This window comes from Amycolatopsis coloradensis (assembly GCF_037997115.1).
Taxonomy (GTDB): Bacteria; Actinomycetota; Actinomycetes; order Mycobacteriales; family Pseudonocardiaceae; genus Amycolatopsis; species Amycolatopsis coloradensis_A.
The window spans coordinates 3,747,065-3,766,787 of sequence record NZ_CP150484.1 but is presented as its reverse complement, the minus strand read 5'-3'; the positions used below and the strand labels follow the sequence as shown (position 1 = coordinate 3,766,787).

General features: G+C 65.6%; 16 protein-coding genes. 14 read left to right on the top strand and 2 right to left on the bottom strand.

Translation table 11 applies throughout. The features are described 5' to 3' along the window. Positions 1–33 precede the first annotated feature (33 nt). From LCL61_RS18065 to LCL61_RS18015, 11 genes are all read left to right on the top strand, one after another. Complete coding sequence (locus LCL61_RS18065; RefSeq protein ID WP_340687901.1) at positions 34–1,215, top strand: MFS transporter; 1,182 nt, start codon at positions 34–36, stop codon at positions 1,213–1,215. 877 nt (positions 1,216–2,092) lie between these two features. Continuing rightward, positions 2,093–3,307 (top strand): MFS transporter, encoded by a 1,215-nt coding sequence (locus LCL61_RS18060; RefSeq protein ID WP_340687900.1) that lies wholly within the window; start codon positions 2,093–2,095, stop codon positions 3,305–3,307. Positions 3,308–3,390: 83 nt separating this feature from the next. Further along, positions 3,391–4,572, top strand: coding sequence for an acyl-CoA dehydrogenase family protein (locus LCL61_RS18055; protein WP_340687899.1), 1,182 nt, complete (start codon positions 3,391–3,393; stop codon positions 4,570–4,572). A gap of 65 nt (positions 4,573–4,637) precedes the next feature. Further along, a complete protein-coding gene (locus LCL61_RS18050; protein ID WP_340687898.1) occupies positions 4,638–5,825 on the top strand; it encodes a hypothetical protein in 1,188 nt (395 codons plus the stop codon). Between the two features lie 58 nt (positions 5,826–5,883). Beyond that, complete coding sequence (locus LCL61_RS18045) at positions 5,884–7,260, top strand: pyridoxal phosphate-dependent decarboxylase family protein (protein ID WP_340687897.1); 1,377 nt, start codon at positions 5,884–5,886, stop codon at positions 7,258–7,260. A gap of 26 nt (positions 7,261–7,286) precedes the next feature. Continuing rightward, positions 7,287–7,421 (top strand): hypothetical protein, encoded by a 135-nt coding sequence (locus LCL61_RS18040; protein WP_340687896.1) that lies wholly within the window; start codon positions 7,287–7,289, stop codon positions 7,419–7,421. Continuing rightward, positions 7,418–8,662 carry a wax ester/triacylglycerol synthase domain-containing protein gene (locus LCL61_RS18035; RefSeq protein ID WP_340687895.1) on the top strand — a complete coding sequence of 415 codons (1,245 nt, stop codon included), beginning with the start codon at positions 7,418–7,420 and terminating at the stop codon, positions 8,660–8,662. The genes LCL61_RS18040 and LCL61_RS18035 overlap by 4 nt, the downstream gene beginning before the upstream one ends. A gap of 229 nt (positions 8,663–8,891) precedes the next feature. Then, complete coding sequence (locus tag LCL61_RS18030) at positions 8,892–9,152, top strand: acyl carrier protein (RefSeq protein ID WP_340687894.1); 261 nt, start codon at positions 8,892–8,894, stop codon at positions 9,150–9,152. Positions 9,153–9,303: 151 nt separating this feature from the next. Next, positions 9,304–11,019 (top strand): AMP-binding protein, encoded by a 1,716-nt coding sequence (locus tag LCL61_RS18025; protein WP_340687893.1) that lies wholly within the window; start codon positions 9,304–9,306, stop codon positions 11,017–11,019. Between the two features lie 5 nt (positions 11,020–11,024). After that, entirely contained in the window at positions 11,025–12,251 is a 1,227-nt protein-coding gene (locus tag LCL61_RS18020; protein ID WP_340687892.1) for a cytochrome P450, read from the top strand. Continuing rightward, positions 12,248–13,252 (top strand): 3-oxoacyl-[acyl-carrier-protein] synthase III C-terminal domain-containing protein, encoded by a 1,005-nt coding sequence (locus LCL61_RS18015; RefSeq protein WP_340687891.1) that lies wholly within the window; start codon positions 12,248–12,250, stop codon positions 13,250–13,252. The genes LCL61_RS18020 and LCL61_RS18015 overlap by 4 nt, the downstream gene beginning before the upstream one ends. An 80-nt stretch (positions 13,253–13,332) precedes the next feature. Here the strand turns inward: LCL61_RS18015 and LCL61_RS18010 are convergent, their stop codons facing one another. Both LCL61_RS18010 and LCL61_RS18005 read right to left on the bottom strand, forming a co-directional pair. Next, on the bottom strand, positions 13,333–14,712 hold the full coding sequence (locus tag LCL61_RS18010) for a pyridoxal phosphate-dependent decarboxylase family protein (protein ID WP_340687890.1): 1,380 nt from the start codon (positions 14,710–14,712) through the stop codon (positions 13,333–13,335). Continuing rightward, positions 14,709–15,311, bottom strand: a complete 603-nt coding sequence (locus LCL61_RS18005; protein WP_340687889.1) for a hypothetical protein — start codon at positions 15,309–15,311, stop codon at positions 14,709–14,711. Before LCL61_RS18005 ends, LCL61_RS18010 begins: the two co-directional genes overlap by 4 nt. A gap of 709 nt (positions 15,312–16,020) precedes the next feature. Here LCL61_RS18005 and gntA point away from each other — a divergent pair. From gntA to LCL61_RS42610, 3 genes are all read left to right on the top strand, one after another. Beyond that, a complete protein-coding gene (gntA, locus tag LCL61_RS18000) occupies positions 16,021–16,725 on the top strand; it encodes a guanitoxin biosynthesis heme-dependent pre-guanitoxin N-hydroxylase GntA (protein WP_340687888.1) in 705 nt (234 codons plus the stop codon). A gap of 1,068 nt (positions 16,726–17,793) precedes the next feature. After that, positions 17,794–19,515: an MFS transporter gene (locus LCL61_RS17995; RefSeq protein WP_340687887.1), complete on the top strand. Its 1,722-nt coding sequence runs from the start codon at positions 17,794–17,796 to the stop codon at positions 19,513–19,515. Positions 19,516–19,584: 69 nt separating this feature from the next. Continuing rightward, positions 19,585–19,713 (top strand): hypothetical protein, encoded by a 129-nt coding sequence (locus tag LCL61_RS42610; RefSeq protein WP_425342012.1) that lies wholly within the window; start codon positions 19,585–19,587, stop codon positions 19,711–19,713. Positions 19,714–19,723 lie beyond the last annotated feature (10 nt).

Sequence of the window (19,723 nt, the reverse complement as noted above, 5' to 3'; positions counted from 1 at the left end):
GCGCCTCGTGGCGGCGAAGTCGTCCGATGGCGAGTGGCGATACTCGGTTTCCTGCTCATCGTCCTCGACGGTTTCGACGGCGTCACCTTGGGTCTGGTGATCCCCACCCTCGAGGTCGAGTGGGGTGTCGACGCGTCCGCCTTCACGCTTCCGCTGGTCCTCACGGGCATCGGAACGGCCGTCGGCTACTCGGGTTCAGGGTGGGCCAGTGCCCGCTTCGGGCGCCGTCGTGTGATCCTCTCGGGTACGACACTCTTCGCCATCGGTTCGGCTTGGACGGCTGTCGTCACGACCATGCCGCCGTTGTCCGTGGCACGACTGCTCACCGGTGTGGGTCTCGGGGTCATCGTGCCCCCTGCGACCTCGTTGGCCGCCGACAACGGTCCTCCCCACCGGAGGGAGTTGATCACGGTCCTTGTCAGCCTCGGCTTGGCCGTTGGACCGACCATCGGCGGGATCTTGGCCGGCCCGCTCATCGGGTCCTATGGCTGGCGCTCCGTCCTCTGGGCCGGCACCCTGCTCCCCGTGCTGTTGCTGCCTGTCCTGTGGTGGGGCATGCGCGAGCCTGCCGACGATCGACGACCGCCGTCCGAGCCGGCTCAGGCGGCGTTCCGGCTCCTTTTCACTCGAGACCGTCGTTCGGCGACACTGCTGCTTTGGGCGGTCTTCCTCCTGGTGGTGGCCACCATCGGGGTCATCACCACCTGGGCGCCCGTACTCGTGGCCGACTACGGGCTGAGCCCGACCGAGGCCCCGATGGGGATCGCCGCCTTCGGTTTCGGCGGCATGCTCGGTGGCTCGGTTCTGGTCCTGTTGACGACCCGGTTCCGGGCGATCAATGTGGTCGTCTCGACCACGATGCTCGGTGCGCTGATCTTGTTCGTGGCCGCGCGGGCGCCGTTGACTCACACCGGACTGCTGATCGCCCTGTGCGGTATCGGAATGTGTTTGATCGCCACCGCGAACGGCTCCATGGCCGTCGCCATGTCGACCTACCCCGGTCCACTTCGTACCACCGGCGTCGGATGGGCCGTCGCGCTCGGCCGCGTCGGCGGCGTCATCGGCCCCGCCTACGCCGGCGCGCTCGCCGCCATGCGGGTTTCTTCCCGGGACATAGTTCTTTACACCTGCGTACTCATGACCGCGGCTGCTCTGCTCAACATCGTGCTCGCCCTTCGCATCCGACGGCGTCCAGAAGCGGCTGAAGCCCGATAGCCCGCCGTCGAGGCATGAGACAGAGCCGGCCGACAGCATTGCCTCCGAACACCACACCCACGACACCGCGCAAGCCGCCATCTGTCGCCGACCCGGCTCGCACCGGATCTCAGCGCCTCGGGTAGCGAAGACGGTGTCACCTGTCGGCCCACAGCCGGGCCGTGGTCGACCACCCAAGACGATCCGGGCGTTGCCGGTCGCCCTACCTCCCCCTCCTCTCGCTAGGACGCCCTTAACACTCACGTTTTCTGCGCAAAACGCCCACATCGGGCACAATGAGCCCAACGTCGCATCCGTGTGAATTGTTCGAGGAAGCGTGGCCAGCGCCTGGGAGTCGCACGCCCCCGTTCGCCATAGTTCCCAACAGCCCTTTCGCCTCGACCTGACGACCGCCATCACCGCGGTGGTGTCGCCACAATTTGGCCACCGTCTCATCCACGCAGGATGCAGCGGATATCCCGGCGCGCGCGATGTGGTCCTGGACCCGGCTACGCGACAACCGCCGGAAACACGGTGGCCCCGCGCCCGAGTTCCGTGAGATCGGCCGGTACTACTCCAGCCATCACCCTCGAACCAAGATGATCTGCCCGTACGCCTGGGCAAGCTTCCCGATCGAACACCGGTGACAACGTTGCCGACCACCTCGGCGCCAAACTGTTCCACCTGGCGAAACAAAGCTCGCTTTCACCGCACTTTGCGAAGGTAGCATCTGACACCGCGGCGGCCTCAAGTCCACAAGGTGCCAATACCGCTCTCCCGCTATCGCGACGTGATCGAGCACGATCGACGTCCGTCAAGCCCATTGAAACCGTCACCGCGGCGGACTGTCGCCCCCCCCTTCTCCGGCGGCACATACGACCAATCTTGGAGGTCTGCTGTGTTTGCCGGTTACCGCAGCGCCTTCGCCAGGCGCGGGGCAGCGTCTTTCTGCATCGCGGGCGTATTATCTCGCTTTTTTGTCGGGATCTACCCGCTGGGCTTGCTTCTTCTGTTGGCCTTGCCAACCGGCGAGTATGGAAAAGCTGCGCTGGTGAGCGGCTGCTGGACGATCGGAAACGCACTCAGCAGTCCCGCCGCCGGGATGATCGCAGACCGTTTCGGACAACGCAAAACCCTGCTCTTGTCCATTTTCGCACATGCCGCACTCGCCGCGATGCTACTCGGGTCAGTCGCACTCGGATCATCTCTGCCGATCATCCTGCCACTGGCGTTTCTTCTTGGTGCTTCGGTCGTCAACACCGGCCCGATGACGCGAGCGCGATGGGCGACAATGTGGCCGGACGAAACCCCTGAGAGATCGGCCGCTTACTCGGTCGAAACCGTTTTGGACGAGGTCGTCTTCGCCATCGGCCCCCTCGCGACAGCGATCCTCGCGGTCCAGGTTTCACCGTACCTGGCCGTCGCTACGGCACTTCTCCTCACCGTCGCCGGTGCGACTTGGCTGCTGTTCCAGCGTCATACCGAGCCACCCAGGCAACCCCCGGTCGCTCGGGGGCATCGACGCCTCGCCGCACGATACCCGGGCATGCCATTCCTACTGGTCCTGCTGACCGCGGTAGGGGCCGCCTGCGGCGCGGCGGAAGTGCTGCTCGTCGCACGCTGTGACGACCTGGGCACACCAGGTGGCTCCGGCCTCGTACTCGCATGTTTCGCGGTGGGCAGTGGCGTCTCGGCCATCCTGTACGGCTCTCGGACACGAAGTGGGCCAACGTCTCTCCGGCTCGCCTTGAGCGCCTCGGCGTTCGGCTTGCTCCCTCTCCTCTACTTCACGGCGAACAGCCTGCCCGCCCTCATGGCTTGGTCTGCGGTCAACGGTCTCAGCATGGCACCGACCGTCATCAACGCTTTTCATCTGCTCGACGAGCTTGTTCCGGCGGCGATCCAGACCGAGGGAATGAACTGGGTGTGGTCCAGCCTCTCGCTCGGCTTCGGCGCGGGAACCGCCACCGTCGGCAAGGTCGCTGACGAAATGGGCGCCCGGCCGACATTCTTTCTCCCCGTGCTATGCGCACTGTCGGCCGCCGCTACCGCGCACCTGCTAAATTCCCGACTTAAATCGAAAACAAAACAAGAACAATTGCAGACTCCTTGACGACAGGGCGGATTTCCGCACCCGTCGCCCCGCCATCGCCATTCAATAAACGAGCAGACAAGGCAATGAAAGGACCACTCGACATGGCGAACGATGTTCTTGAGAACCTCGAAGGTTTGCGCCTGCAGCTTTGCACTCAAGCAGCTGAAGCAGAAGAGCTGGGTTCCCTTCCCGGTAACACTGCGGACATCTTGAGGAAAACCGGCTTGGTGAGAATGCTGCAACCCCGCCTGCACGGCGGCCTCGAAACCGATCCATGGGACTTCTTCGATGCGGTCATACTGGCCGCCGAGTCCTGTAGCGCCACAGGCTGGGTCGCGGGCGTCCTGGGTTCACACCCTTGGCAGATGGCATTGATGCCGGAGTCTGTTCAGCACGACGTGTGGGCAGCGGATCCGGACACTTGGATAGCTTCCCCCTTCTCCCCGTTCGGTAAGGCCCGAAGGGTCGAGGGAGGCTACCTGCTGAGCGGCAGGTGGGCATTCTCGTCGGGCACGGACCACTGCGAATGGGCATGGCTGGGTGCGACCGTGGTCGATGCCGAGGGTAATCGCGTCGGCGCCGATGGCACTCTGCACATGCTGTTGCCGCGTAGCGATTACACGATCATCGACGGGTCGTGGAATGCAGTCGGACTGCGTGGCAGCGGCAGCAAGGATGTCACGGTCACCGGCGCGTTCGTACCCATCGAGCGCGTGATAGCGGAGCAGAAGGTCGTCAGCGGCGTCGCGGCCCGAGAAGCAGGGCGAAGCGAGAACCTTTTCCGCATGCCTTGGTCCGCCATCTTCCCCAACGCGATCACCGCGTCCATCATCGGCATGTGCCGTGGCGCACTGGCGGCATCCTTCGACTATCAGCGCGATCGGGTCGACGAGGCGGGCCGGCTGGTCCGTGAAGACAAATTCCTACTGGCGCAACTGAGCGAATGCTGCTCCGAGGTCGAATCCGCGCGAGCTCAGATGATGGCCAACGTGCACCGAATGTGGGATATCGTCGATTCCGGAAAAGAAGTCCCGTTCGAGATCCGTGCGGCAGCGCGCTGCGATCAGGTTCGCGGCAGCCGACGCGCTGTCGAGGCACTCGACCGCCTCTACAGCCATTCCGGCGGGAACGCCTTGCGTTCAGATCGGCCGATGCAGCGTTTCTGGCGTGACGCTCATGCCGGGTTGAACCATGCGATCAACGTCTACTCCGGGCCGTATCAAGCTTATGCACTGACAAGAATGGGCGCAGTGGTTCCGCCGAATCTTCGGCATGATATCTGACTGCCGCCAAAGCACTGTTCACCATACTCCGCAATGATCAAGACGAAGGTACGAGAAGGATTCTCATGAGCGCCATCGGCAGAGTGAGTGAGCGCGGGACGACCTCGATCGTCAGCGGCCGACAGGGCGCCGCGGCGCTGAGCCTGGCCAACTCGATTCGCTTGCAGATACTGAAAAAGGGTAAGGATCGGCTTGCCGATCAGGACCTGGACCAGGCCAGAGCCGCCCGCGCCGACATCGCGATCAGGCCGGAGATAGCCGACTTCTATAATTGCGTCCTGGACAAGGCGGAAGACCGATACTCCTACGGGAGCTATCTGGCGATGGACGTACTGAAACCCCTGCTGCCAACGCAAGGCCGCATCCAGACCGGGCGAGATCTGGTATCCCATCTTTTGCACGACCTGGCGGAATTCGAGCGGATGACACTGGAGAATGGCGGCGGCGATTTGCTTCCACACGGTCGTCCCAGCCGTCAGGTAGCACTCAAGAGGATTCGCAAGGCAGGCGATCTACGAGAATCCACGAATCCCTCGAATGACGTCTTTGATTCCATGACCGGGCCGGTCGAAAGCATTCTTCACTTCAGCGTTATCCCGGTCTCGGATCAGCATGACGAGTACCTGTTCATTCGAGTTCTGCAGTGCTACGAGACTATTTTCACCATGATGGCGATGCTACTGGAAGAAGCAGTCATGGCCACAGGGTCGGGAGAAGTTTCCGACGTCACCGGTCGTATCGAGTCGGCTGCGACCACCTTGGATCGAGCGTCAGGACTGTTCAGCCTGCTGGCAACCATGCCACCCGCGAACTTCCGGTCCTTTCGCCTGCAAACCGACGGATCGAGCGCCATCCAGTCGGAAGCGTACAAGTTGGTGGAGATTTTCTGCGCGTTACCGAGAAAAGCCCGCATCGACTCCCCCGCCTTTCTTTCCGTGCCAAGAGTGCGGCAACGCGCTTTATCCGACCCCGACTCGCTGGCCTCGTGGTACTGCCGCCGACAGGCCCGATGGAGCGACGTGGAACGCAAGATGATGACGGACGCACTGGAGCGACTGGAAACGAGTCACCAGAAATGGAAGCGCACTCATTACTCCATCGCCAAATCCATGATCGGAAGCAGCGGCGGAACCGGCGGAACCGAGGGTGTCGAGTATCTGCGGAAGCGAACGGAAGCTCGACTTTTCTGGCCGATCGGCGAGCAGTGCCCGCACCAGGGTCTTGTTCCTGAGATGAGAAAACAATCGCATTGAAAATCATCGCGAGACGTGACCCATGACCAGGATGACCAGCGGGCGACCGAGGAGAGCCGTGGATCTGTCGAAGTGGATAACCCGAGCAGTCGAAGAAAACGCGAAGTGGCAAGACTCTTTTGCTCCGTTTTCACCGCATTCATCGATGGAAGTCGAAGATGACGCATTCAGTGCAGCCTTTCAGGACTTCACAAAGAGACTCGGGAAAAATTACCCCTTCTTTCATCCATCTTATGCCGGACACATGGTTCGACCACCACACTTCGCCGCGACGGTCGGCTATTTGGCGACGATGTTGATCAACCCGAACAACCATGCGTTCGACGGCGGCCCGGCGACCGTCGAGATGGAGAAGGAGGTCGTCGCTCAACTATCCGCCATGTTCGGCTTCGACGCCTCGCTCGGCCACCTGACCACCAGTGGCACGATCGCGAACCTCGAAGCTCTTTATGTCGCGCGAGAGCTCCGACCGGGCCGCGGCGTCGCCTTCAGCGAAGAAGCCCACTTCACACATAGCCGGATGTGTCGCGTCCTGGGCCTGGAAAGTCACACAGTGCCGGCAGATCGACGCGGCCGAATGGACGTCGAGGCCCTTGAGAAGCTGTTGCGGACGCAACAGATCGGCACAGTCGTCTTGACGGCCGGTACAACCGGGCTGGGCGCGGTCGACCCGATCCACGAAGTCCTCACGTTGCGGGAACGCTATGACATCCGCATCCATGTCGATGCCGCCTACGGTGGCTTCTTCACGCTGCTCAAGGGTTTGGACAACGCTGCGGCACTGCCACCGGAACCGTGGCTGGCGATTTCCCAGTGTGATTCCGTGGTCGTCGATCCTCACAAACACGGTCTACAACCCTACGGTTGCGGCGCGGTGCTCTTCAACGACCCGGACGTCGACCGTTTCTATGCCCACGACTCTCCTTACACCTATTGCGCCTCCACGGAGTTCAACCCCGGCGAAACGAGCTTGGAGTGCTCGCGTTCCGGTGCGGCGGCGGCAGCCCTTTGGCTCACCTTCCAGGTCTTGCCACCGACCTCCTCGGGCCTGGGCCAGGTACTCGCCGCAGGCAGGCGAGCGGCTCTGGATTGGTCCGACAGGATAGCCTCGTCGGAGTTCCTGGAGCTGTACCAGGAACCCGAACTGGATATCGTCACCTACTTCCCGGTTGTCCGGCCCGCGAGCATGAAGCTCATAGATCAGACTTCAGCGAGAATGCTGGAGAACGGCACGAAAGATACAGATCCCGTGTTCTTGAGCACTTTGAAGGTGTCCTCGGAGGCGCTCATCGGCCGACATTCCGGCATTGTCGCAGACGCCTCCGAGGCGCGCATCATCCGCAGCGTATTGATGAAGCCGGAGTTCGAACACTTCATCCCGCAGCTTCACGACAGGGTGGAAAAACTGGCTTTCTCTCAGACCGGGTTTTCTTAGACGACTTTTCGTCTGACTCTGGGGGGGTGCGTGCGATCGTCGACGACCAGCCCTCCACCAACGGACTCGCTCACGTCCCCGCTGACGAGCGGGTCGAGTCCGTGCTGCTCACCATCGCCGATGGGCCGACCTTGGCCCGTAAGAAGGACGTCACCCGATGAGAGATTCGATCGCCGCCGGTCCCAGGACCGACCTGCTCACGCACACCTTCCTGGCCATGGAACGATTCGGTCCCGACCCTACCGACGTCTACTTCGGCGTGCTGCTCCGCTGCACGGGTCGCGTTCCCACCCTGGACGACCTCCGTGCCCATATCGGTGAGCGGCTTGACCGGCTGCCCGCACTCACCAGCCGGCTGACCGGCGAGTCGGACTGGGAGCACGATCCGCACTTCGACATCGCCCACCACGTCCATCTGGCGCCCGGCGTTCCGGTCGAACCCGTTCCCGTGCGGCGGCTGATGGGAACCGCACCCGGCCACGACCATCCGCTGTGGCGCGCGTGGTTGCTGCAGCCCGGGAACGGCGACTCCTGGGGGCTGGCCTTCGTCGTGCATCACGCCGTGTTCGACGGCACCGCGTTGCTGCACGCGCTGCGAGTGCTCTTCGACGACCAGGAACCCGCGCCGGTGGCCGCCAGGCTTCCCCGCGCGCCGGCAGCCGTCCGCGCCCTGCCGAACATCCTCGGCACGCTTCGCCCCGCACCCGACCTGCCTGTGATGGGCGCCCTGACCGGCGAGCGCCGCCTCGACCACGCGAGCGTCGCACTCGCCGACCTCCGTGCGATCGCCGAGGCCACGGGCACCACTGTCGGCCAGGTGCACTTGGCCGCGCTTTCCGGAGCCGTTCGCGAGTGGTCGGCCGCCGGAACGCTCGTCCGTGACATTCCCGTGTGCGTGCCCGTCGACACCAGGACAAGTGGGGAGCGCGACCGTCTCGGTGTCCACATCGGTCTGCATCGCGCGGTGCTGCCGACCGGGACCGCCGACCCGGCCGAGCGGCTGCGAATCGTCGCCCGGCGACTGTCGCGACGCCGTATGGCCGGCGCGCGGAGCGCCGCCCGAGCGCTCATCGACGACGTGCCGTCCCGATGGAGCGGGGCCGCGATGCGTCGGCTCGGCGATCGCCGAGCCGTCGCACTCACCGCCTCGATCTTCCGGCCGTCGTCGCCGGCCTCTGTGCTCGGAAGCGCTGTCCAGAACGTGTTCGCCCTGCCCTGGCTGCCGCCGGGCCACGGCTGCTTCACGATCCTTGCCGTGCATGATCACCTGGCGTCACTGTCCGTGCTGACCGATACGGGAGTAGGCGCGACCCGCGACCTGTCGGCTCTCTGGGCTGGCGAGGTGGCTGCTATCCGCACGGCCGTCGGCATCAGACGCGCACTGACGGACACGACCACATGAAGGCCGCGTGTCAAAAGAGTCGTCGGCGGAGCGGGCTGCCGGGAATCGCACCAATGCATCGAGAAGTCCTAAATGGACTTTGCCACGCTTCCCGACCACTTCTTCCTCGTTCTTCAGAAGCTTGCGGCACAAGAAGAACAGAATCCGCGCAGCTGAGCCTGGCTGATAGCGTCGTTCGGGGGATGCCGCCTTTTCCTGGCGTGGCCGGTGCAGCCGAGAGGATATCCGAATGACGTCATCCGACGATCTTGCACGAGTGATAGTCAGTCACCTGTCGGCCGCGCTCGGCGTGCCCGCCGCCGAGATCGCCCTCGACGCACAGCTCACCCACCTCGAGAACGCCAGCTCGCTGCGACTGCTCACCGCGGTCTCCGCTGTCGAGGAGGAACTCTCCCTCGAACTGGATCCCGACGACTTGGTCCGGGTACGGACCGTCGCCGATCTGGCGAACCTGGTCGAAGGCCGGATTCGCTCTTCCGAGGCGCACTGACCGGTTCGCGACCGCCGTGTGATCCGGGTCCGGATTTCGTGGTCGTTCCGCGCCGTGGAACAGAAGGTGGTCGACATCGTGCGTCCTTCGTACGGTCATCCGGCGTTCGCGTTGTCGTGGCGGCACATCAGGACGAGGTGGAGGGAGTCCAATGGGGCTGGAAGTCGATGCGGCCCGCCGTTCCGGTTCACGGGCCGGAAGGCCGGGACTCCGCTGGCTCGCGGAAACCCGAGAGCTCCGCACCATGGCGGACCTGCTGCCGGTCCTCGCGCAGCGAACGGCCGGGGAGCTGGTTTTTCCGGAGCTGAACACCTCGCTGGCCCACCGGGAGATCCCGGCACGGGCGTACGGGGTCGCCGCGGAACTGCGCCGCGCGGGTCTGGATGACCGGCCCGGCCACCGTGTGGGAATTCTCGCCGCGACATCGCCGGAGTTCGTCTGCGCACTCTTCGGGGTGTTCGCCGCGAACGTCGCGGCGGTGCCGATTCCCGTGCCGTCGTTCGCAGGGGGACTGGAGTCCGCTCTGGAGCGACTGGACGCACTGGTCCGCAGCGCGGACCTCCGGTGCATCCTGGTAGGACCGCCGTTCGACGAGTTCGGTGCCGCCATCCAGGAGCGGTACCCGGACGTCGCGGTGGTTCGCATCGCCGGCTGCGAACCGCTGCCCGAAGTCCCGCAGGCCGTGATGCCGAAGCCGCAAGACCTGGCCGTGGTGCAGTACAGCTCCGGGAGCACCTCCTCGCCGAAGGGGGCGATGATCGAACACGGTGCCCTGGTGGCCAGCGTGCTGGGCACAGCCGAGCGGGGCGGTGTGGAGGACGGGGACGCCGCGATGGTGTGGGTGCCGCTGTTCCACGACTTCGGGCTCGTCACGCTGCTGACCCACCTGGTGACCGCCAGCGACCTGCACATGTTCAGCCCCGTGACATTCGTCCGGCGTACCGCGGAGACCATCCGGTACTTCGCCGACCACCGCATCGCGTTCTTCACCGGCCCGAACTTCGCCTACGACCGCATCCTCGACGCGGCCGCGGCCGGGCGGCTCGACGGCATCGACCTCACCAGCTGGAAGGCCGCGATCAACGCCGGTGAACCCGTCGCCTCCGCGACGCTGCGCCGGTTCGACGAGCTGCTCGGCCCGCTCGGCGCCCGGCCGACCGTCATGACGCCAGGCTACGGTGCGGCGGAGTTCTGCGTGGGAATCTCGCTGCAGCCCGCCGGCCACCTCGCGAAGATCGTCCACGTCGACCGGGCGTCACTGCTGGACGGCGGCAGGGTGGTGATCCACGACGGCCCGGCGCCCGGTGCGGTGCCCGTCGTGTCGCAGGGGCCTGCCTTCCCCGGCGTCGAGTTCCGGATCAGTGACGGCGCAGGCCGGGTGTTGGACGAAGGGCACTTCGGCGAGATCGAAGCTCGGGGGACGAACATGCTGCGCGGCTACCTCGACGACCGCGTCTCCACCGACGCCGCGATCCGGGACGGCTGGTTCCGCACGCAGGACACTGGATTCGTGCTCGGCGGTGAGCTCTACGTCTCCGGGCGGCGAAGTGACATGATCGTGGTGGCCGGCCGGAACTTCCACGCCCACGACGTGGAGATGGCGATCCGCGACGTCGACGGTGTTTACCAACGTCACGTCGTCGTCGTGGCGGACGTGGCCCGTGAGCGCATGGTCGTCGTGGTGGAGACGCAGGCCGACGACCCGGCGGCCCTGATCACCGGCATCCGTGCCCGGATCGCCGACGAGGTCGGACTGGCCGACGTCGACGTCCGGACCGTCGCGCGGGGTTGGCTGCCGCGGACCAGCAGTGGGAAATGGCGTCGTGGTGAAGTGCGCGAGCGGCTCTTCGCCGGCCGTGAGGTGTGAACCGGGTGTCCCGCGTCTTCGCACCGAGTACGAACCAGGCCGACAACGACCTGATGCTGGATGCGCTGTCTGAAGGAGATGCGGTTAAGCAGGTCGTGCTGTCGTCCGGACTCCGGGTCTGGGTCGTGACTCGCTACGCCGAGGCGAAAGCGGTCCTGCTGGACAGTCGGCTGAAAAAGGATCCGGCGACGCTGTCCGATCCCGCACTCCTGTTCGACGGGGGCCGGCACCCCGAGGACAGCTACGCGGTGCTGGGCCGGCACGTGCTGAACACCGACGGAGCCGACCATCGCCGTCTGCGGGAACTGCTCACCAAGTGCCTGGCCCCGAAAGCTGTCGAGCAACGCCGCCAGCGGATCGCCGAGATCGTCGGGACCAGCCTCGACACCCTGGACGCCTCGGCAGCGCCCGACCTGGTGACCATGTTCGCCGGGCCGGTCATGACGTCGGTGATGAGCGAGGTCATCGGAATCGAGAAGGCCCTCCTCGATCGGTTGCTCACCGCCGTCCGAACGGTCATCGCGGGCGCGGATCCGCGGAGCGCGGAGGCCCGGGAAGCTGCGGACGCACAGCAACAACTCATCCTGGAAGCGATCGACGACCACGAGCGGTTCCCCGGCACCGACACGCTGCTGAAGCTGGCTTTCCGCGACTACCACCCCAACGGCAGGCTCAGCCTGGCCGAGGTGATGTCGATGGTCGCCTTGACCGTGTTCGCCGGAACCACGACCTCCACGACACTGCTGGCTCACACCGCTGCTCTGGCGTCCACCAGGGAAGACCTGCTCGAAGCGATCATGGCCGGTCCGGCGTCGTGCTCGGCAGTGCTCTCCGAGGTCTTGCGCCGGTACCCGCCGACGCCCTGCGCGACCTGGCGGTTCGCCGCCGAAGACGTGGAGGTGGGTGGAGTCACGATCCCGCGCGACGCCACCGTTCTCGTGGTGGTCGCCGCCGCCAACCGGGATCCTCAGGCGTACCCGGACGCGGACCGGCTCGTCGTTCCTCGCCCCGGCAACACCGGTCACATCGGCTTCGGGCACGGCCCGCACTTCTGCGCGGGTGCCCCGTTGGCGCTGGCCACGGCGAACACAGCGCTCCCGGCGTTGTTCGCGCGGTTCCCGCAGCTGTCCCTCGCCGTCCCGCTCGAGAAGCTGCGCTGGACGGCGAACCTGGGTGACCGCAGCCTGTTCTCCGTGCCGATCCGCCTTCGACCCGATGAGCGGCCGGCATGAAAGTCGAGCGCGCCATCCGGATCGCGGCCGCGACGACGTGGTTGCCCGACGCGCGTTACCCGGCAACGAGTGCCGTCGCGGCGGGAGCGATCACCGCCGAACAGGCTGCCGGGGCGGCGTGCTCCGAAGTGCCGGTCGGCGCCGCGGTGCCCGCCTGGTGGATGGGGTTGCAGGCAGCTCGGCAGTGCCTCGGCGAACACGGGGTGGATCCCGTGGAGATCGACTTCGTCGCCTACGCGGGCATGACCCCGGGAGAGGAAGAACCCTGGTCGCCCGCGCACCGGCTCGCCAGGGTGCTCGGCGCATCCCGGGCAGTCGCGATCGGGCTGGCTCAGATGTCGAACGGTGGAGCCGCGGGAATCGGCTGGGCCACCACCTTGATGCAGGCGGATGACAGCGTCCGATACGCGTTGTGCACCACCGCGGGCAACTTCAGCGCGCTCCCGTACGACCGGTGGCAAACGGCTCCTGCCACCGTCTTCGGGGACGGCGCGACCGCCGTTCTCCTGGGACGCGACGAAGGCCCGCTGGTCATCCGTTCCATCGGCTCGGCGGGCCGGCCGCTGCTCGAGGAGACCTTCCCGGCCTTCCACCCGTTTCGCCCCCTGCCCGAGCCGGTCTCCGGCCCCCAGGAGGACGCGCTCGGGTTCGCGTCGAACCTGAAGGGGTCCCGCGAGGTGATCCAGGAGGCCGTCCGCATCGCACTGGCCGACGCCGGTCTGGGGGACGAGGACACGGCCCGCGACCGCATCGCACTCGTCTCGTCGAACCGGCTGGGTGCGCAGGTGACAGACCAGACCGTCCGGCGTGCCCTGCCGCGGGCGCTGCGTGATCGCTACCGCGCGTTCGGGGCGGAGACCGGGCACCTCGGGGCTGGGGACCTGCCGGCGAACCTGGCTGACATCCTGGCGGATGACCTACTGGGAGCAGGTGAGTGTGCGCTCTTGATCGGCACGGGCGCCGGGGCGACCGCCGGCGCGGTCATCGTCGAACGCGAGTAGCCGGACCGCTCCGCCGGAGCCGGCGGCGCGCTGGCAACGAGCGGTACCGGCGCGAGGGTCTCCTCAGCGGCAATCGAATTTCAGCTTGCAGGCTCAGTGGTGCTGTCCAGGACCTGGCGAACCATTTCGATGGTGGTTCCCGGGTGCACGAAGGCGAATCGGCCGACGACCTCGTTCTCCCAGGTGGTCGGGAGGATGAAGCCGATCTCGTCGGCGAGCAACTCCTTCGACCAGCGGTAGTATTCGCCCGCGGACCAGCCGTGCCGCCGAAAAAGCAGGCAGGACAGTTCAGGATCGCGAATCACTTCGAGATGCGGATACTCGGCGCGGATCAGATCGGCCGTCTCCCTGGCGATCGAGATTCCGCTCTCGATAGCGCTGCGGTAGGCATCGGTTCCGTGGACCGCGAGGGAGAACCAGAGAGGCATGCCACCGGGAGTGCGGGTGAGCTGGTGAGCGTAGTCCGAAGGATTCCATTTCGATTGTCCGGCGTGGGTCTGCACGCCATCGAGATACGGCGCGACCTGGCTGTGCACAGATCTGGCCACCTGGGGATCCCGGTAGATCAGGGCGCCGGAACCGAAGGGGCCGAACAGCCATTTGTGCGAGTCGACGATGAAGGAGTCGGCCCTTTCGATGCCATCGAATTTTTGCCGGACCGAGTGGGCGAAGAGCCCGGCCCCACCGTAGGCGGCGTCCACGTGGAACCACAGATCGTGCGCCTCGGCGGCATCCGCTATCCCCGCCAGGTCGTCGATGATTCCGGCGTTGGTGGTTCCAGCCGTGGCCACGACGGCGATCACGGGGCTCGGGTCACGGTCGTCCTCCAGCGCCGCGCGCAATGCCGCTCCGGTGAAACGATGGTCGACAGACGGTACGACCAATGCCTCCACCCCGATGACGTTGAGCGTACTCCCCACCGAAGAGTGCGCCTGGTCACTGACCGCGACCCTGAGCCGGGAACCCACTGGAAGCCCCAGTCGCCGACGGGCTATGTCACGCGCCACCACGAGGGCCGAGAGATTTCCTGCCGAGCCGCCGGAGACGAAGCAGCCACCGGCTGTCGCGGGAAGACCGGCCAGATCGGCGATCAGCCGGAGAACTTGGTTCTCCGCCGCGATCACCCCGGCTGATTCCAGCCAGAACGTGCCCAGGAGCGCGTCGCTGGACACCACCATGTCGAACAGTTGGGCCGCTTTGGTCGGCGCTCCCGGAATAAAGGACAAAAATCGAGGGCTTGCCTGGTTTATGATCGTTCGAGACAACTCTCGCTGGTACAGCTTGAGCACGTGTTCCGGATCGTTCCCGGACGCGCAGAGCAGACCGTCCAATACCTCGCCGAGATCCTCACCCGAGTCCGGGCAGTCCAAAGCGATGTCGTCGCTGTGCAACTGTTCGTGCACATGCCCCGAAATCAGGTCGAAAAGCCTGTCATCGTGTCGATGCATGCGCTGATTCATGAATGCACCTCGTCGGCAGGGCGGCAAGCCTCGCGCCAAATCGGATGCACAAGCTCGCGGCCGTCAAGGGTCACCGGCGGCCCGAACGTGGTGTAGCCATGCCGGGCGAAGAAACCTTCCAGATTCTTGCTCGCGGCTTCGCAGTAAAGGTCTTGCCCGCGTTCGTCGAGAATGCGGTGGAAATGCTCGAGCAGCAGGGAGCAGGCTCCCTTGCTACGGTCTCCAGCACGGACGGCGACGATCGCACCGTATTGATGGGGCCTGCTCGGCCGGCGATCCTTTAAAGCCTCTTCGAGCCGCACGAACCTGTCATAGTATGGCCCAGTAGTTTCCTCGAGCCACTTTTGCCGTCCTGGATCCGGTTCGTGCGTGGCGTCGCCGTCGAACTTGACCAGAACGGCAGAGAGATCGGGGAACGTGTAGACGGCGCCGTTGGCCACGGCATCCCTGACTTCCGCCTCGAAGTATCGCGGAGCGATCCTTTTCCAATCGTCCTGGTCGTCGACCAGCCAGCGTGCCAGGTCCAACTGCGCGAATGATTCGGCGACGAGTTCGCCGATTGCCGGAGCGTCGCTTTCGGTGGCGTTCACGATCTGCACGGCCGGACTTCCGTTCCCTGTAGGGCTTGCACTCATGGTCGGTACCGACATCGGCTGCCGACGGACGCTGTCGCCGTTGTGATGTTGAGATCACGACCGCTGTACCGTAACCGGACGGCCTTTTGCCGCCGATCGACGTTCAATGAATCAGGGCGAACTTTCCGGCGAAACTGCCCGAAAGGGAAGGCGTGAACTCGCCGGCGAGTGACACAAGGGGTCGCGACTGTTACACGCCGGCCTTGGGTGACGATGGGCCTGTTCCACCTCCTTGAAGTGGTTCTTGGAGCGCACGTACTTGACCTCGGTCAACAACCCGAGGTGGGGAAGTGTGAAGTCCGCTCGGTAGGCCCTGTACCCCGACTTCGGCAGGTTCTCATCGTCGACCACGACGGACTGGCCACGCGGACACTGCGTCCGGAAGAGGCCGTCGCCGTGCTCGAGCCGCTGACCTTCTTCCGGTACTGGACCTGCAGGGAGGCCTACCTCAAGGTCGACGGCACCGCCCTGGCCGGACTGCCGGGCCCTCGTTCACCCTCACCGCCGACGTCGAAGTCGACCACCGTCCTGAGTGTACAATCACGGAACTGGACGCCGGCGCCGGCAACGCGGCCGCGCCGGCCCTCCCGGTGCGCCCGGTCACCGTGCGCGCTTTCGACTGGCTTCCCGGCAGGCGGCGAACGGCCGGGGAGCATCGGAAAGGCGGAGTGAAATGAGCGACCCGAAAGCGGAGCTCGAAGCGTTCATCCAGACCACGGAGTTCAGCTGTCTCGGTGCTCGTGCGGCGTTGAAGAAGGGCTCGATCGTCCACGGCCACTACCCGGCGCTGGGCGATCCGGCATCGGCGCGGGCCCACTACCGCGACATGCTCGGCTACGCCCGCGACATCCGGCCCACGTTGTCGGACAAGAGTTTTCGCACGTTCGTGGCCACCTTCGAAGAACCCGGCGGGATCCTCGACGAGGAGGAGCACGAACGCCTGATGTGGCGCCATCTCCAGCTCATGCACGACATCGACAGCCGAACCTATGGCCTCGACGAAGGTTTCACCTCGGACCCCGACGAACCGAACTTCGGTTTCCACGTCGCCGGGCACTCGTTCTTCGCCATCGGCATGCACCCCGGTTCGTCCCGGGCGAGCCGGAGGTTCTCCCGACCGGCGATCGCGTTCAACTCGATGATGCAGTTCATGTTGCTGGGCGACAAGTTCTTCTCAATGCAGGACGCGATCCGCAAACGCGAGACGACCAACAACGGCTCGGTCAACCCGAGCTTCACCACCTACGAGTACCAGATGCCGTCCCGGCACTTCTCCGGACGGATGACCGAAGAGGACTGGAAGTGCCCGTTCACTTCGCGGCACGAGCCTTCGTCGGTCAAGTACACCTCGGACATGGTGCAGCGCCCCACCGGCTGACTCCTGGCACGTCCGCCGGACCCCTCACCTGAAGAATGAGCCGGCACGTGTGGCGAAGTGTTGCCGAAATCGGCCTCGCCAGCGGATTGCAGACCGAGCCATTTCTCGCCGCCGCGGAGGCACTGTTCGAACACCCCGCCGGCCGCAGGGCGACTTGCGCACCCCGCGACTTCAGACGCGCTCCATGACTACGGCACTGGACCTCACTCCGCGCCTGCCCCGATGAGCAACGCGCATTGGCCCGCGCGAAGCAGGTCGCGGGTGAGCACGTGAGCGAGCTTCGCAGGAGGACCGCTGGCCCCCAAGTGTCCGGTTCGCCGCCCGAACTAGCGGTAGCCGACGCGAGACTCCCGGGGTTAGGCACGCCGCAGGTCGGCACCGTCGTAGGCCTCCGGCTGCTTCTCGGTCATCGTCTCGGGCGAGCCGCTGGACGACAGCCACCCCGCACCGGTTCAGCCCGCCGGTCACCCCCGCGCCGCCAGATACGAGTCCCGCAGAGGTTCCCAGTGAGCAGCCCGGAGCCCGCGAAGCCGGCCGTGCCCCACTCACGGGCCTGCCCGCTTCCCTCGGCGCCGATCGACGTCGGGCAACCGTCGAACGGACTGGCCACTCATCGACGACCGGCCGGCAACTCCTGCCGTTGCGAGCGCCGGCCACGTGTGCACCACGGCGTCCGCCGTACCCGGTTGTTGCGTTTGCACATGCTGCAGGTCGGTCACCGCGGCACCTCAGGGCCGACCTGCGTTGCCATTCCACGTGACGGAACGTCGTTTGTCTCCGGCGGATGAACTTTCTACTCTTCTACCATCCGGCGCAGCGGTAACCATTCACTTTTCGTACGGCGATGCGGCGAGAGGATGTGCCCTGGTGATCTTGTCTCCGACGAAAACCCACCATCCTCGCGTCTCCTTCGCCGCGCCAAGGCCAAGGCAGGACGAATCGGAGCGGAGTCCCCAGATCTCGTTTTAGGCGGCCGCTATTACGCCATCGCACGGAGATTCTGGTCAGCGCACACCCGGTGACGAAGGAACGCGAGGTTGCCCCTGCTCCGGCTCGCCGTGGAGCGAGGTGCCGACCGGCGGAGATTTCGGCGTGATCGAGGCTTCGGCGAGGGTGGTGCCATCCGAAGCAGCGAGACCTCGAACGGAGCACCTGCGCAAGCTGACCTACGGCCAGTCGCATAGCGAGCCGACACTCTCATCCCCGGAGGACAGCTTGACCGCAAACCGGCCACACCCGAGGCGATCCGGATCAAGCACGACTGCCGAAGCCCTGGTCTCCGATCCGCGGCAACGGCGCTCGATCCTGGTCGCGATGTGCGCCGCTTTGCTCGCTGTCGTCGCCTCCGTCACGGGGCTGAACGTCGCTCAGCCGGACCTCGCATCCGACTTCGACGCATCACAAGGCACAGTCCTCTGGATCATGAACGGCTACGTCCTCACCCTGGCCGCGCTACTACTGCCGCTCGGCGCAGTCGGCGACAGACAGGGCCGCAAGCCCGTGCTTCTCGTCGGCCTCGCTGTCTTCGCCGTCGCGAGCGCGGGGGCCGGTCTCGCCCCGTCCGCCGGGCTCATGCTCGCGGCGCGATTGCTCGGCGGGGTGGGCGCGGCGATGATCATGCCGGTCACCTTGGCCGTCATCACCTCGACCTTCCCCGCGCAGGAGCGAGTCCGTGCCATCGGGGTTTGGACTGGGGTCGCCGGGGTCGGAGCGGTGCTCGGCATGCTCCTTTCCGGTGTCCTCGTCGACGCGGCGAGCTGGCGCTTCCTGTTCGTGCTTCCCCTCGTTCTGGTGCTATTCGCGTTCGCCACGGCGTGGCACTCGGTGCCCAGCTCCCGTGCGCCTTCGAAACGTCCCTTCGACCTGATCGGATCCCTGACATCGGTACTGGGGGTGGTCGGGATCACCCTGTTCCTGCACGAAGGCCCAGAGCGGGGCTGGTGGGCAGTCGGCACCACCATCAGCCTGGCCTGTGGAATCCTCGGCACCGTCGGTTTCGTGGCTTGGGATCTCCGCCACCCGGCTCCGCTTTTGGACATGCGCCTGTTCAGAAACGGTGGCCTGGCAAGCGGGTCCGTCGCACTCGTGGCGGTCTTCGCGGTTCACGCCGGGTCCGCCGTGCTCCTCTACCCGTTCTTCCAAAACGTCTTGGACTGGTCGGGGGTGCTCTCTGCGGTGGCACTCCTCCCCATGGCCGGCCTGATGGCGATCGCTTCCGGCTTGTCCACGCGCTTGGCCGAGCGGATCGGATCGCGCGCCACCATGACAACCGGACTGATCCTGACCGGGGCGGGCCTGGTTCTACTCGCGACCTCCGTCTCCGCCGATTCCGGCTACCTCGCAGTCCTGCCCGGGATGATCGCCGCGGGCAGCGGAATGGGTGTGTCCATGCCGCTCGCAACAGAGTCCATCACCGGTGCTTTGCCGCAGGACCATCAAGGCGTGGCCTCCGCGCTCAACGACATCGCGCGAGAGATCGGTGCCGCAGTGGGAATCGCGCTGCTCGGAGCGCTGCTATCAGCGGGCTACCGCAGCAACATCGACTCCAGACTCGACGGTATTCCCACCGCGACCGCCGAAGCCGCTCGAAAAGGCATCGCCCAGGCAATCGCAAGCGCCGGCGAACGGGAGCAGCCCGTGGCCCGAGCCGCGCGGGAATCCTTCGTCGCGGGTTGGCAGTCCGCGATGTGGGCCGGAGCGTCACTGGTAGCAGTTCTCACTGCCTTCGTCTTCATGCGCGGCAGCAAGAACCTCGAAACGCGTGCAGGGTACGGCGAACGAGTTGCCTGACCTCGCGCCCCGAATCGATTTCTCCGACGCCGGGTCACCACTTCCTCGTCCGGGAATTGTCGGTAGTCGGTGAACATCCAGGTCGTCATCGACGCCGACACCCGCCTGGTCGCCGCGGTCGGGGGACCCACGCCCGGCAGCCGCACCGACTCCGACTCCGACTCCGACTCCGACGAGCAATGCCGGGCGCCCATGTGATGACCGACGG